Annotated in this window: 12 protein-coding genes; 5 read left to right on the top strand and 7 right to left on the bottom strand. The window is 74.0% G+C overall.

Going from position 1 to position 13805, the window contains the following annotated elements; genetic code table 11:
- Positions 1–28 precede the first annotated feature (28 nt).
- The 3 genes from EDF38_RS07705 to EDF38_RS07695 all read right to left on the bottom strand — a co-directional run bounded on the left by EDF38_RS07705 (position 29) and on the right by EDF38_RS07695 (position 4500).
- Positions 29–1813, bottom strand: coding sequence for a DEAD/DEAH box helicase (locus EDF38_RS07705; RefSeq protein ID WP_123354697.1), 1785 nt, complete (start codon positions 1811–1813; stop codon positions 29–31).
- 86 nt (positions 1814–1899) lie between these two features.
- On the bottom strand, positions 1900–3204 hold the full coding sequence (gene dinB / locus EDF38_RS07700) for a DNA polymerase IV (RefSeq protein ID WP_123354696.1): 1305 nt from the start codon (positions 3202–3204) through the stop codon (positions 1900–1902).
- Between the two features lie 93 nt (positions 3205–3297).
- The gene (locus EDF38_RS07695; protein WP_233572295.1) at positions 3298–4500 is read right to left on the bottom strand and encodes an acyl-CoA dehydrogenase family protein; all 1203 of its coding nucleotides are present in this window, start codon (positions 4498–4500) and stop codon (positions 3298–3300) included.
- Positions 4501–4551: 51 nt separating this feature from the next.
- Here EDF38_RS07695 and EDF38_RS07690 point away from each other — a divergent pair, with 51 nt between their 5' ends.
- Positions 4552–5340 carry an SGNH/GDSL hydrolase family protein gene (locus EDF38_RS07690; RefSeq protein WP_123354695.1) on the top strand — a complete coding sequence of 263 codons (789 nt, stop codon included), beginning with the start codon at positions 4552–4554 and terminating at the stop codon, positions 5338–5340.
- 35 nt (positions 5341–5375) lie between these two features.
- Here EDF38_RS07690 and EDF38_RS07685 read toward each other — a convergent pair whose 3' ends face one another.
- Positions 5376–6656 (bottom strand): D-alanyl-D-alanine carboxypeptidase family protein, encoded by a 1281-nt coding sequence (locus EDF38_RS07685; protein ID WP_123354694.1) that lies wholly within the window; start codon positions 6654–6656, stop codon positions 5376–5378.
- Positions 6653–7459 (bottom strand): RNA methyltransferase, encoded by an 807-nt coding sequence (locus tag EDF38_RS07680; protein ID WP_123354693.1) that lies wholly within the window; start codon positions 7457–7459, stop codon positions 6653–6655. Before EDF38_RS07680 ends, EDF38_RS07685 begins: the two co-directional genes overlap by 4 nt.
- Positions 7460–7562: 103 nt before the next feature.
- On the opposite strand from EDF38_RS07680, the gene EDF38_RS07675 reads away from it, so the two are divergent.
- Together EDF38_RS07675 and EDF38_RS07670 are read left to right on the top strand one after the other, a co-directional pair.
- Positions 7563–8408 (top strand): NAD-dependent protein deacetylase, encoded by an 846-nt coding sequence (locus EDF38_RS07675; protein ID WP_123354692.1) that lies wholly within the window; start codon positions 7563–7565, stop codon positions 8406–8408.
- A 31-nt stretch (positions 8409–8439) separates the two neighbouring features.
- A complete protein-coding gene (locus tag EDF38_RS07670) occupies positions 8440–9087 on the top strand; it encodes a histidine phosphatase family protein (protein WP_123354691.1) in 648 nt (215 codons plus the stop codon).
- A 9-nt stretch (positions 9088–9096) separates the two neighbouring features.
- Here EDF38_RS07670 and EDF38_RS07665 read toward each other — a convergent pair whose 3' ends face one another.
- Positions 9097–10185 (bottom strand): glycosyltransferase family 1 protein, encoded by a 1089-nt coding sequence (locus tag EDF38_RS07665; RefSeq protein ID WP_123354690.1) that lies wholly within the window; start codon positions 10183–10185, stop codon positions 9097–9099.
- Positions 10182–11102 carry an alpha/beta fold hydrolase gene (locus tag EDF38_RS07660; RefSeq protein ID WP_233572294.1) on the bottom strand — a complete coding sequence of 307 codons (921 nt, stop codon included), beginning with the start codon at positions 11100–11102 and terminating at the stop codon, positions 10182–10184. The genes EDF38_RS07665 and EDF38_RS07660 overlap by 4 nt, the downstream gene beginning before the upstream one ends.
- Before the next feature lie 69 nt (positions 11103–11171).
- On the opposite strand from EDF38_RS07660, the gene treS reads away from it, so the two are divergent.
- Positions 11172–12911, top strand: a complete 1740-nt coding sequence (gene treS / locus EDF38_RS07655) for a maltose alpha-D-glucosyltransferase (protein ID WP_123354689.1) — start codon at positions 11172–11174, stop codon at positions 12909–12911.
- A 57-nt stretch (positions 12912–12968) separates the two neighbouring features.
- On the top strand, positions 12969–13697 hold the full coding sequence (locus tag EDF38_RS07650; protein ID WP_199734664.1) for a 3'-5' exonuclease: 729 nt from the start codon (positions 12969–12971) through the stop codon (positions 13695–13697).
- Positions 13698–13805 lie beyond the last annotated feature (108 nt).

The raw sequence follows: 13805 nt of genomic DNA, 5'->3' as shown, positions 1-13805 counted from the left end.
GCGCGCCCGGCGGCCGGAGGTCGCGGACCTACTTGCGGTTGCCGATCCGGCCGCGGAGGACGTCGATGCGCTTCTGGATCTGGTCGGTGCTCGCCTGGGCCACGGCAGGCCCGCCGCTGATGCGGCGGAGGTCGGCGTGGATCAAGCCGTGCGGCTCGTTCGAGTGCCGCGACCAGATCGAGACGAGTCGACTGAGCTCCTGCCGCTGCTCCTTGATGGTCTGGTACATCGGCCGGGCCTCGACCTCGGCCTGCATCGTCGTGGGCAGGCCGGTCTTCGCCGACCGGCGGGCCTGGGTGGCCTGACGTTGACGGAGCAGGTCGCGCACCTGGTCGGGCTCGAGCAGGCCGGGGATGCCGATGAAGTCGAGCTCCTCCAGGCTGCCGATCTCGCCGCCGGTGCCGAACTCGCCCCCGTCGTAGAGGACGCGGTCGAAGGAGGCCTGCGAGTCGAGCGCCTCGAACGGCTGCTGCTCGAGCAGGCTCGACGCCTTCTCCTCGCGGTTCGCGGCCGCCATCATGTCCTCCTCGGGCGCGAAGACGCCGTCGTCGGCGTCGGTCGGCCGATCGAGGGCATGGTCGCGCTCGAGCTCGAGCTGACCGGCGAGGGCCATGAGGCTCGGCACGCTCGGCAGGAAGATCGACGCGGTCTCGCCGCGCCTGCGGGCCCGGACGAAACGCCCGACGACCTGGGCGAAGAAGAGCGGGGTCGAGGCGCTCGTCGCGTACACGCCGACCGCGAGCCGGGGCACGTCGACGCCCTCCGACACCATGCGCACCGCGACCATCCAGCGGCTCTCGCTCTCGCTGAAGGCCTGGATGCGGTCGGAGGCGGCCTTCTCGTCGGAGAGGACGACGGTCGGCCGCTCCCCCGTCAGCTTCTGCAGGACCTGGGCGTACGTCCGCGCGGCCGTGTGGTCGGTGGCGATGACGAGCCCGCCGGCGTCGGGCACGCCGCGTCGCACCTCGGTGAGCCGCTTGTCGGCGGCCGAGAGCACGGCCGGGATCCAGTCGCCCTGCGGCGACAGCGCGGTGCGCCAGGCCTGCGCGGTGATGTCCTTCGTGACGGCCTCGCCGAGGGAGGCGCTCATCTCGTCGCCCATGCGCGTCCGCCACCGCATCTGACCCGCGTAGGCCATGAAGAGCACGGGCCGCACCACCCCGTCGGCGAGGGCCCGGCCGTACCCGTAGGCGTAGTCGGACCGGGAGGTGCGGATGCCGTGCTCGTCGGGGGCGTAGGTCACGAACGGGATGGGAGCGGTGTCGGAGCGGAACGGGGTGCCCGTCAGCGAGAGGCGTCGCGTCGCGGCGCCGTACGCCTCGCGGATGCCGTCGCCCCAGCTGAGGGCGTCGCCGCCGTGGTGGACCTCGTCGAGGATCACCAGCGTGCGCCCCGCGGCCGTCAGGGCCGCGTGCACCTGCGGGTTCATGCCCACCTGCGCGTAGGTGACGGCGACCCCGTGGTAGTGCCGGCCGAACGTCACGTCGGCGTTCTTGAACATCGGGTCGAGGCGGAGGTTCACCCGGTCGGCGGCGTCCGCCCACTGGCGCTTGAGGTGCTCCGTCGGGGCGACGACGACGACGCGGTCGACCTCGCCACGTGAGAGCAGCTCGGTGGCGAGGCGGAGCGCGAAGGTCGTCTTGCCGGCGCCCGGCGTGGCGGCGGCGAGGAAGTCGCGCGGCGACGTGGCGAAGTACTGCTCCAGCGCCTCGGCCTGCCAGGCCCGGAGCTTGCTCGCCGTGCCCCAGGCGGCCCGCTCGGGGAAGGCGGGCGAGAGGTGCTCGGCGGCCGAGTTGCCGACGGTCGTGCCCACCTCGCCGAGGTCGAGCTCGTCGCCGGGACGGGTCGGGTCACCCCCGTGCGGTCCTGTTGCGCCTGCTGTGCTCACTCGACCCGATCTTACTCGCCGCGGCGCCCGGGCTCGGCACCGGCCGAACCGTCGCGGGGTCGTTCGTCGCCCCGTCGCGTGCCCCCCGAGCCCCGTCGCGTGCCGGGACGGAGCAGCGACGCCGGCGTCAGCATCGTCGCCCCGAACTTGGCCCGGAGCGCGTCCATCGTGGTCTCGGCCTCGCGCCAGTCGTCGTCGTCGTCCCACAGGGCGAGCCCGCCGCCGCCGCCGCCCTCGGCGAGCCCCTCCATGCGGACGCCGACGAGGCGGATCCGCTCGTGCTGCTTGCCGGTGGCCTCGTAGACCTCGCGCACCTCGTCGTAGATGCGGCGGCCGAGGTCGGTCGGATCGGCCAGCGTGCGGGAGCGGGTGATGGTCACGAAGTCGCTCGTGCGGAGCTTGAGCACGACGGTGCGCCCGCTGAGGCCCGCGGCCCGGAGCCGCACGCCCACCCGGTCGCTGAGCCGCAGCAGCTCGCGCCGGACGACGTCGGGGTCGAGCACGTCGGTGGAGAAGGTCACCTCGTGCCCGACGCTCTTCTCCTCGGTGGACGTGGTCACGCGTCGGGAGTCGCGGGCCCACGCGAGCGCCTGCAGCTTCGCGCCCGCCGCCGGACCGACGGCCCGGACGAGCGTGTCGAGCGGTGCGGCGGCCACGTCGCCCACCGTGCGGAGGCCGAGGCCGAGCAGCACCTCCTCCGTCTTGCCGCCGACGCCCCAGAGGGCGCTGATCGGGCGGGGGTGGAGGAAGGCCAGCGTCTCGGCGTGGGGGACGATCAGCAGCCCGTCGGGCTTCGCGACGCTGGACGCGAGCTTGGCGACGAACTTGGTCGACGCCGCTCCGATGCTGCAGTGCAGCCCGGTCTCGGCGTGCACGCGGCGACGCAGCTCGGTCGCGATGGCGAAGGGCGACCCCATGAGCCGGATCGCGCCGGTGACGTCGAGGAAGGCCTCGTCGATGCCGAGGCGCTCGACGAGCGGCGTGACGTCGTCGAACATCGACATGACCACCCGCGACCAGTGCTGGTACTTCTCGAAGTGCGGCTCGAGCACGATCGCCTGGGGGCACCGGCGGAGCGCGATCGCCATCGGCATGGCGGAGTTGACGCCGAACTTGCGTGCCTCGTACGTGGCGGCGGTCACGACGGACCGGTCGGAGCGGTGGCCGATGACGACGGGCAGCCCGCGCAGCTCGGGGTGGTCGAGCAGCTCGACCGACGCGAAGAAGGCATCCATGTCGACGTGGAAGATGCGGGCGCTCGCCTCGTCGGTGGGCACCGACGTGACCATGCGCCCGCTGCCGTCCTGTTTGCTCACCCGTGCATCCTCACACGGGCCGCCGACATCGCCGGGGGCGGTCGGACGGCGGAGCGAGCGCCCGTCGCCGGGGGCGGTCGAGCGCGACGCCCGTCAGGCGCGGCCCGCCGGCCCGAGCAGCCGTGCGGCGACCGTCGCGTGGGCCGAGTCGGGGCTCGACGGGTGGAACCTCCCGGCGAGCACGTCGCGCTGCAGGCGGCCGAGCTCGGACGAGGTCCGGTACGAGGCGCCTCCCGCGACGGCCACGGCCTGGTCGACGACGGCGCGGGCGGTGTCCGTGACCCGGGTCTTCAGCCCGACGACGAGCCGCGGCCAGTCGGCGCCGTGGTCGACGAGCGCGTCGACGTCCCGGGCGACGGCGTCGACCTGTGGCTCGAGGCCGTCGACGGCCATCGCGGCCTCGGCGACGCGCCAGCGCACCACGGCGTCGTCGGCGAGAGGCGCTCCCCCGGCCCGGCGCGAGGTGCGGGTCGTCGCCGCCTCCACGGCGAGCTGCACGGCGCGTCGCGCCACGCCGCGGTAGACGGCGGCCACGAGCGTCTCGAAGACGAGGAATACCGCCCCGACCAGCGCGTCGTCGCTCGAGCCGAGGGGGATCGACCGGGCGATCCGCGCCGCCGGCACCTCGACGCCCGTGAGCCGGGTCGTGTGGCTCTGGGTCGCACGCATGCCGATCGCGTCCCAGTCGTCCAGCGACTCGTGCCCCGGCTGGTCACGGTGGACGAAGCCGTGCACGAGCAGCGGCGCCGCCGGGTCGTGGTCGTCGCGCCCGAAGACGCCGAGCCGCGTCCAGGCGGGCGAGAGCGAGGTCGAGGTCTTGGTGCCCGTGAAGCGGTAACCGCCGTCCCCCGTCGGCTCGGCCACCGTCACCGAGTCGCCGAGCACGAGGTCGTTGCCGGGCTCGCTCACCCCGAAGGCGAAGAGCTCGTCGCGCGCCGCGTCCTCGAGCACGAGGTCGAGCGACCGGTCGCCGCGGGCCCGCAGCACGGCGGCGACCCCGGTCCAGACGAGGTGCATGCCGATCGCCAGCGCCGTCGCCGGGGCCGCCTCGGCCAGGCGGGACTGCGCGGCGGCGACGCGTTCGAGCCCCCAGCCCGCGCCTCCGGCGTCCGCGGGCACGAAGAGCCGCAGCCAGCCGCGCTCGCGCAGCTCGGCGAGGTCGGCCTCGGGGAACGTGCCCTCGCGGTCGTGCACCGCCGCCCGCTCGCGGAGGCGGGCGAGGACGTCGCCGGGCAGGGCCTCGTCGAGGGTCGTGTCGGTGCCGATGACGGCGGGGGCGTCGCTGCTCGGGGTCACGCCCCGAGGCTAGACCCGAGAGCTCCCGGCCCGCGAGGTAACGTGGAGGGCATGACGCAGCAGCACCCGTGGTCGAGGTACGTCGCGATCGGTGACTCGTTCACCGAGGGCATCGGCGACCCGGAGGAGCGTGCGCCCGGCGGCCACCGCGGCTGGGCCGACCGCGTCGCCGAGGTGCTCGGCTCGTCGGCGGAGGACTTCGCGTACGCCAACCTCGCGGTGCGGGGTCGTCTCCTCGACCAGATCGCCGCCGAGCAGGCCGAGGCCGCGCTGGCGCTGCGCCCCGACCTCATCACCGTCTCGGCGGGCGGCAACGACATCATCCGCCCCGGCACCGACCCCGACGACGTCGCCCGCCGCTTCGAGCGGCTGATCGCGACGCTGAGCAGCCAGGGCGCCACGGTCGTCGTCTTCACGGGCCCCGACATCGGCCTCACCCCGGTGCTCGGCCGGCTGCGGGGCAAGGTCGCCATCTACAACGAGCACGTGCGGGCGATCGCCCTGAAGCACGACGCCGTGGTGGCCGACATGTGGGCGCTGCGCCAGCTCGTCGACCCGCGCATGTGGGCGCCCGACCGCCTGCACTTCAGCCCCCTCGGGCACCACACGATCGCCCGCATGGTGCTGGCCGCGCTGGCGGTCGAGAACGACCTCGAGCCGTGGCGGCCGGAGCCGCTCGTGCGCCGCCCCTGGCGGCAGGCCCGCTCGGAGGACATGGGCTGGGCGCGCGAGTACCTCGTGCCGTGGGTGGTGCGGCGCATCCGGCACCAGTCGTCCGGCGACGGGCGGCAGGCCAAGCGCCCGGACGCGGTCACGATGATCTGGCGCGACGAGCAGTAGCCCCCGAGCCGGGGAGGCGCGGCGCGGCCGGGCCGCTACAGGACGTCCCCGGGGTGCGTCAGCCGCCACCACGCCCCCGGCTCGGCGATCGGGGCGTCGAGCACGAGCGGCACGTCCACGCGCTCGTCGCCGACCGTGAAGTGCACGGCTCCGACCTCGGTGCCGGCGGGCTCCGGTCCGACCTCGTCGGTCTCGACCGACGCCGTCACGGCCTGGTCGCCCCAGACGAGCAGGCTGGCCGTCCGGGCGGCCACGGCCTCGGCGCCGGCGCCCCAGGGGAGGCGGTAGGAGGCGTGGGCGTCGCCCGCGGTCGTGAGCGTGACGGTCTGGAACTTCCCAGTGACGCTCGAGAGCAGCCGCTGCACGTCGACGTCGAGCGAGTCGTGGTCGACCCCGCCGAGCATCACGCCGACGACGGTGACCGTCTGGTCCGCGACCGTGTAGTCGGCCGCGAAGAGGAGGCACGCGCCGGCCTCGTCGAGCGTGCCGGTCTTGATGCCCCGCACGCCGTCGAGCCCGAGCAGCTCGTTGCTGTTGTCGATCTCGCCGATGCCGGGCACGGTCGTGGACGCCGTGCCGACGATGGCGGAGACGTCGGGGTCGGCGAGGGCCAGGGCCCCGAGGGCGACGAGGTCGGTCGCGGTGCTCGTGTTCGACGGCGACATGCCCGTCGGCTCGACGATCGTGGTCGAGTCGAGCCCGTTCTCGGCGAGCCAGTCGGCGGCGGCCGTCACGTAGGCCTGCGGGCTGCCGAACGCCCACCGCGCGAGCGCGTCGGCGTAGTTGTTGGCGGACTCGATCAGCGAGACCTCGATCATCTGTCGCTCGGTGAGCGTCTGGCCGAGCGTCATGGGCGCCACCTTGCCGCCCACGTCGCGGTAGGTGTCGTAGAGCGCGACGTCGGCGGCGTCGAGCGTGACGCCCGGGCCGTCGCCGCCCGCCAGGGGCTCGGCGTCGAGGACCACGAGGGCGGTCACCACCTTGCTGATGCTCGCGATCGGCCGTGCGCGGTCGTCGCCGCTCGTCGTCAGGCTCTCGTCGAAGCCGAGCGCCATGACGCCGGTCGCTCCGTAGCCCGGGAAGGCGAGCTCCGCGCCGGGCTGGGCGGGGGCGGCGTAGCTCGCGACGTCGGCGGCGGCGGGCGCGAGCGGGCCGAGCAACGTCACCGGCAGGTAGACGGCGGCGGCGAGGAGGAGCGTCACGAGCGCGCCGACGCCGACGCGACGACGCCGCAGCCGCGCCCGGCGGCGCCGCTCGCGGTCGGGATCGACGGCCGTGGGGAGGTCGGCCGCGGCGGGCGGCCGCAGGCCGGTCACGCCGGCACCCGCAGCGCCCAGAGCGCGACGGCGCTCGCGGCAGCGACGTTCAGGCTGTCGACGCCGTGCAGCATGGGGATCGTCACGACGGTGTCGGAGGCGCGCAGCGCGGCCGGGCTCAGCCCGTCGCCCTCCGTGCCGAGCACGAGCGCGACCTTCTCCGGCGGCGACGCCGCGTAGTCGTCGAGCGCGACGGCGTCGTCGGAGAGGGCGAGGGCCGCCACCTCGAACCCGGAGGAGCGGAGCAGGTCGCCGCCCTCGGGCCAGTCCGGCAGGCGCGTCCACGGCACCTGCAGCACCGTGCCCATGCTCACGCGGACGCTCCGGCGGTAGAGCGGGTCGGCACAGCGCGGCGTGACGAGCACGGCGTCGGCCCCGAGGCCGGCCACGGCGCGGAAGATGGCGCCGACGTTGGTGTGGTCGACGACGTCCTCGAGCACGACGACGCGGCGGGCGCCCTCGAGCACGGCCGCGACGGAGGGCAGCTCGGGCCGGTGCATCGCCGCGAGGGCGCCGCGGTGCAGGTGGTACCCCGTGAGGGTCTCGAGCAGGGCGGCGTCGCCGATGAAGATCTCGCCCTCGAAGGCCTCGACGAGCGGCTCGATGTCGGCCAGCCAGCGCTCGGTCATCAGCACCGAGCGCGGCACGTGGCCCGCGCGCAGCGCCCGCTCGATGACCTTCGACGACTCGGCGATGTACAGGCCGCCCTCGGGCTCGGTGACCCGCCGCAGCGCCACGTCCGTCAGCCGGGCGTAGTCGGCGAGCGAGTCGTGGTCGAGGTCGGTGATGCGGGTGATGCGCACGGCGCTCCTGGGGCGGGGCGTCCGGCCGGGCGGCGCCCGGCGGGAACGAAACGGGAAGGGTCGGCGTTTAGGCTAACGTCACGCCACCCGAAGGAGCTCCTCCGTGCCCGACGCCACGCCCGCGGTGCTGCTCGACCCCGCGGCCCTCGACGAGGCCGTTCGCGTGCTCGAGGGTCGCCGCGTCGCGGTGCTGACCGGCGCCGGCGTCAGCACCGACTCGGGCATCCCCGACTACCGGGGAGAGGGCGCGCCCGTCCGCCGCCCGATGACGTTCCAGCAGTTCCTGGCCGACGCCCGGTGGCGCAAGCGCTACTGGGCCGGCAGCCACCTCGGCTGGAAGGCCTTCAGCGCGGCCGCGCCCAACGAGGGCCACCGGGCCCTCGCCCGGCTCGAGGCCGCCGGCGTCACCAACGGCGTCGTGACGCAGAACGTCGACGCCCTCCACGTGCGCGCCGGGTCGCGGCGGGTCGTCGACCTGCACGGCACCGTCGACCGCGTGCTCTGCCTCACCTGCGGCCAGTCGTTCGCGCGCGACCAGGTCGCGGCCCGGCTGTCCGCCGCGAACCCCTGGATCGACGAGCCCGAGAACGTCCGCCTCGCTCCCGACGGCGACGTCGAGGTCGACGACATCGACTCCTTCGTCGTCCCGGAGTGCACCGTCTGCGGCGGGGTGCTGAAGCCCGACGTCGTCTTCTTCGGCGAGTTCGTGCCGGTCGAGCGGTTCGCCGAGGCCCGCTCGCTCGTCGTCTCGGCCGACGCCCTGCTCGTCGCCGGGTCGTCGCTCGTCGTCAACTCCGGCATCCGCCTCCTCGACCAGGCCACGCGCCGCAAGCTCCCCGTCGTCGTCGTCAACCGCGGCGTCACGAAGGGCGACTCGCGCGCCGCCGTCAAGGTCGAGGCGGGGACGTCCGAGACGCTCGCGGCCCTCGCCGAGCGGCTCGTGCGGTGAGCCCGCTCCCCCATCTCGCCCGGAGGACCCGATGACCCTGCTGTACCTCGTGCGCCACGGCGAGACCGACTGGAACCGCGCCCGGCGCATCCAGGGCTCGACGGACATCCCGCTCAACGACGTCGGCCGCCGACAGGCCGCCGAGGCCGGCGACCTCCTCGCGCGTCGTCCGCTCACCGAGGTCGTCGCGAGCCCGCTCTCCCGCGCGGCGGAGACCGGCGCCATCATCGCCGGTCGCCTGGGCCTCCCCGCTCCGCGACTCGTGCCGGACGTCGCCGAGCGCCGCTACGGCGAGGCCGAGGGCCTCACCGGCACCGAGGTCGAGGCACGCTTCCCGGCCGGCGTGCCCGTCCCCGGGCGGGAGAGCCGTCGCGAGCTCCTGTCGCGCGTGCTCCCCGCCCTCGCCGAGGTCGCCCGGGCCGCCGACGGAGGCGCGGTGGTCGTGGCCACGCACGGCGCCGTCATCCGCGCGGTCGTCAACCACGTCACGGGCGACGACGACAGCGTCCTGCACGTCGGCGTGCCGATCCGCAACGGGTCGGTCCACGTGTTCGAGGTCGCCGACGGCTCGCTCGTGCTCCGGGCCTTCGACGACCCGATCGAGGAGGAGTCGGAGGCCACCGGAGCGGTCGACTTCGACCGGCAGAACGCCTTGGAGGGGGCGGACGACCCGGCCTGAGCGGCTCGCTCAGCGCCCCCGGCGCCTCCCCCGACGTGTCGGGCTCGAGGCCACGCGCTCGAGCAGCTCGAGCAGCACGTCGGCCGACGCCGCCCAGCTGAAGCGGGCCGCCTGCCGCACGGAGGCCGCCGAGCGTGCGGCCCACTCGCCCTCGAGGCGTCGCACCGCCGCGGCGAACGCCGAGGGCGACCCGGCGGCGGCGTAGAGCGCGGCGTCGCCGCCGATCTCGCGGAAGATCGGGATGTCCGTCACGACCGCCGGCGTGCCGAGCGCCATGCCCTCGACGAGCGGGATGCCGAACCCCTCCGCCCGCGACGCCGTCACGACCGCGGTCGCGCCGAGGAGGATGGCCCGGTACTCGTCGTCGCTCGCCCCGTCGTGGAAGACCAGCGAGCCGGCGGGCGCGAGGCGCGTGAGGGAGGCGCGTTCCCGCTCCGACACCCGGCTCATCAGGTGCAGTCGGTAGCCGTCGAGCAGCGGCAGCGCCCTCGCCAGCGTGGCCACGTCCTTGTAGGGCATGAACGAGCCCATGTAGACGAGGTCGCGGGCGTCCGGGGCGGCCCGCGGAGGCGCCTCCTCGACGGGGTCGGCGGCGTTCGACACGACCGTCACCGGCCTCGACGTCAGGCGGTGCCGGGTCATCTCGGCCCGCGTGGTCTCGCTGACGGTGACGACGGCGTCGGCCCGGTCGAGCAGGAGGCGCTGCGGCCACCAGGCGAGGTGGTAGAGCCGCCAGAGGAGCCGGAGCGGGGCCGCGAACTCCGGCGGCGGCGTGCGGTTCGTGTAGTAGATCAGGTCGTGCAGCGTGAGCACGAGGCGGTAGCGCCGCCCCCACGAGCCCATCGTCTGCATGGGCGACCAGACGACGTCGGGTCGCAGCGCGTTGACCTGCAGGGCGACGAGAGGCTCGCGGACGCTGGTCGGGTCGCTGACGAGCCGATGCGGCTGGTCGGGCAGCTTGTCGAGCTGTCGCTCGTCGCTGACGAGCATCGTCACCTCGTGCCGCGCGGCCAGGGCGGCGACGACGCCGGCGGTGAAGCGGCTGATGCCGTCGTGCCGACCGACGCGGACGTAGCGGCAGTCGACGACGATGTTCACGGGAGGAACCCCTGGACGGCGACCGCCGCCTCCGCGGGCTTCTCGTAGTGGATGAGGTGGCCCACGCCCTCGATCACGACGAGGCGGGCGTCGGCGAACCGGCGCTGCAGCGCGTGCTGCGCGGGCAGCGCGGTGATGTCGTCGCGGTCGGCGGCGACGAGCAGCGTCGGGACGGCGACGCGGTCGGCGTAGGTGCTGACGTCGCTCGAGACGGAGGCGCGGAACGCGTCGAGCACGACGCGCCGGTCGCTGAAGCGCGAGAAGTACGAGTCGTGCTGGTCGTGGATCCAGCGGCGGAGCCCCCGCTCGTGGGTCTTGACCATCGCCAGGCTCGTGATGCGCACGACGGCGGCGGCCCGGAGCAGAGCCTGGCCGGGGCCCTCGGGCAGGGCCGCGCCCGCCCAGTAGTAGAAGACGGCCAGCCGGGTGAGGACGCCTCGCGGGCCCGAGAGCGCGGGTGCCGCGATCGGGTTGACGAGCACCAGGCGGGAGGCGCGGAGTCCGTCCGCGACGGCGGCCGACGTCACGATCGACCCGAACGAGTGGCCGAGCACGACGACGTCGTCGCCGAGGCCGAGCGCCCCCACGAACGCGCGGAGCCACGCCGAGTAGGCAGCGACGCTGTGCTCGCCCTCGAGCGGCGTCGACTCGCCGAAGCCCGGCAGGTCGGGCATGACGACCCGCACCCCGGAGAGGTGCGCCACGACGGGCTCGAGGCCGTGGTGGTCCCCGCGGAAGCCGTGCACGGCGATGATCGTGACCGGCTCGTCGGCGGGCGCCGCACCGCCGACCGGGGGCACGTCGTAGGTCCAGTACGCGGTGTCGCTGCCGGCGACGTGCACGACGTCCTCGCGGACGGGGACGGCGGCGAGGCGGGCCCGGTAGGGCGAGGCGACGCGGGGCTCACGGACGATCACGGGCGCCAGTCTACGAGCGGACGGCGAACCGGCCGGGCGCGTCGGCCCGGGCCGCCCTAGAGTGAGCCGGTGAGCTTCACTGCCCCGATCCAGCAGCCCGGACTGACCCTCGACCCCCAGTGGCACCGCCGGGCGGTGTTCTACGAGGTGATGGTGCGGTCGTTCGTCGACAGCAACGGCGACGGCGCCGGCGACCTGCAGGGGCTGCTCTCGCGGCTCGACTACCTGCAGTGGCTCGGGGTCGACGCCCTGTGGCTGCCGCCGTTCTTCCAGTCGCCCCTCCGCGACGGCGGCTACGACATCCAGGACTACAAGGCGATCCTGCCCGAGTTCGGCACCCTGGACGAGTTCCGCGACCTCGTCACGAAGGCGCACGAGCGCAACATGCGCATCGTCATCGACATGGTGCTGAACCACACGTCGGACGCCCACGAGTGGTTCCAGCAGTCCCGGGAGGACCCGGACGGGCCCTACGGCGACTTCTACGTGTGGCGCGACACCGACGAGGAGTACTCGAACATCCGGGTCATCTTCGTCGACACCGAGGAGTCGAACTGGACCTTCGACCCCGTGCGTCGGCAGTTCTTCTTCCACCGCTTCTTCTCGCACCAGCCCGACCTCAACTTCGAGAACCGCGCCGTGCAGGAGGCCGTCTTCGACGTCGTCCGTCACTGGCTGTCGCTCGGCGTCGACGGGCTGCGCCTCGACGCCATCCCCTACCTCTTCGAGACCGAGGAGGGCAACGGCGAGGGCGAGCCCGCGACGCACGAGTTCATCAAGCGCCTCCGGCGGATGGTCGACGACGAGTTCCCGGGTCGTGTGCTCATCGCCGAGGCCAACCAGTGGCCCGCGGAGACCGCCGCCTTCTTCGGCACGGAGGAAGAGCCGGAGTGCCACATGGCCTTCGACTTCCCGGTGATGCCGCGCATCTTCTACTCGCTGCGCGCGCAGCACGCGCAGGAGCTCAAGCGCATCCTCTCCGAGACGACCGAGGTGCCGCCGGGGGCCGCGTGGGCGGTGTTCCTCCGCAACCACGACGAGCTGACGCTCGAGATGGTCAGCGAGGAGTACCGGCAGGCGATGTACGGCTGGTACGCCTACGACCCGCGGATGCGCTCGAACATCGGCATCCGTCGCCGCCTCGCCCCGCTGCTCGACAACTCGCGCGCCGAGCTCGAGCTCGTCCACGCCCTGCTCTTCGCCCTGCCCGGCAGCCCGTTCCTCTACTACGGCGACGAGATCGGCATGGGCGACAACATCTGGCTGCCCGACCGCGACTCGTCGCGCACGCCGATGCAGTGGACCCCCGACCGCAACGCCGGGTTCTCGACGGCCGACCCGGGCAAGCTCTTCCTGCCCGTCGTGCAGTCGCTCGTCTACAACTACAACCTCGTCAACGTGGAGTCGCAGCTGGCCCAGTCGCGGTCGCTGCTGCACTGGGTCCGCAACGTCATCCACGTGCGGAAGGCCCACCCCGCGTTCGGCCTCGGGACGATCGACGTGCTCGAGACCGACCACGAGTCGGTGCTCTCGTTCGTGCGTCGGTACGAGGGCTCCGAGACGCAGATGGGCGACTCGGCGGAGGACATCCTCTGCGTCTTCTCGTTCGCCCACAACCCCGCCTCGGTCACCATCGATGCGCCGGAGTTCGCGGGGCGCACGCTGTTCGACCTGTTCGGCGGCGCGCAGTTCCCGTCGTTCGACGAGAACGGCCGGGTCACGCTCACCCTCGGCACGCAGGCCTTCTTCTGGCTCCACGTCGGCGACGTGCCCGTCGTGCCGGCACGTGCTGTCGGCGGTGCCTCGTAAGCTGCCGGGGTGAGCGACACCGACACCCACCGCGACTCCCCTGACGGCCCGACGACGGTGGCGGGCGGCCCCGCGCCGGCGCAGTGGTGGAAGGCGCTCGGGGTGTTCGACCTCGAGACCACGGGCGTCGACGTCGAGACGGCCCGCATCGTCACTGCGCACGTCGGCCTCATCGACGCCGACGGCCGGAGCATCGCCCACGGTGCCTGGCTGGCCGACCCCGGCGTCGAGATCCCCGAGGGCGCCAGCGCCGTCCACGGCATCTCGACCGAGCAGGCCCGGGCCGAGGGGCGGCCGGCCGCCGAGGTCGTCGCCGAGATCATCGCGGCCCTGCGGGCGGTCTTCGCCCGTGGCGTGCCCCTGGTCGTCTACAACGCTCCCTACGACCTGACCCTGCTCGACCGCGAGGCCCGGCGTCACGGCGTCGAGCCGCTCGGCGAGGTCGGCGACATCGGGTGCGTGGTCGACCCGCTCGTCATCGACAAGGCCGTCGACACGTACCGCAAGGGCAAGCGCACGCTCGAGGCGGCGGCGCAGGTCTACGGGGTCGTCCTCGACGACGCCCACGACGCCGGTGCGGACGCCGTGGCGGCCGGCCGCGTCGCCCAGGCCATGGCCCGCAAGTTCCCCGACCGGCTCGACCTGCCCTCCACCGACCTCCACGACCTGCAGGTCGGCTGGTGCGGCACGCAGGCCGCCAGCTTCCAGGACTACATGCGCCGCACGAAGGACCCGACGTTCACGGCCCATGGCGAGTGGCCGCACCGGGCGCTGCCCGGCGCCTGACGCGACCGTCCCGTGGGGGCCGACCCGCGCCTCCGCGACGGAGGGCTGCTGTGGGTCGGCGCCGGCGTGGCGGCACGACGAAGGGCGGCCCACCGAGGTGGACCGCCC

Origin of the sequence: Frigoribacterium sp. PhB160 (genome assembly GCF_003751785.1) — a bacterium.
Lineage (GTDB): Bacteria > Actinomycetota > Actinomycetes > Actinomycetales > Microbacteriaceae > Frigoribacterium.
The sequence above is the reverse complement of the archived record's forward strand: the minus strand, read 5'-3'. Positions and strand labels throughout refer to the sequence as shown.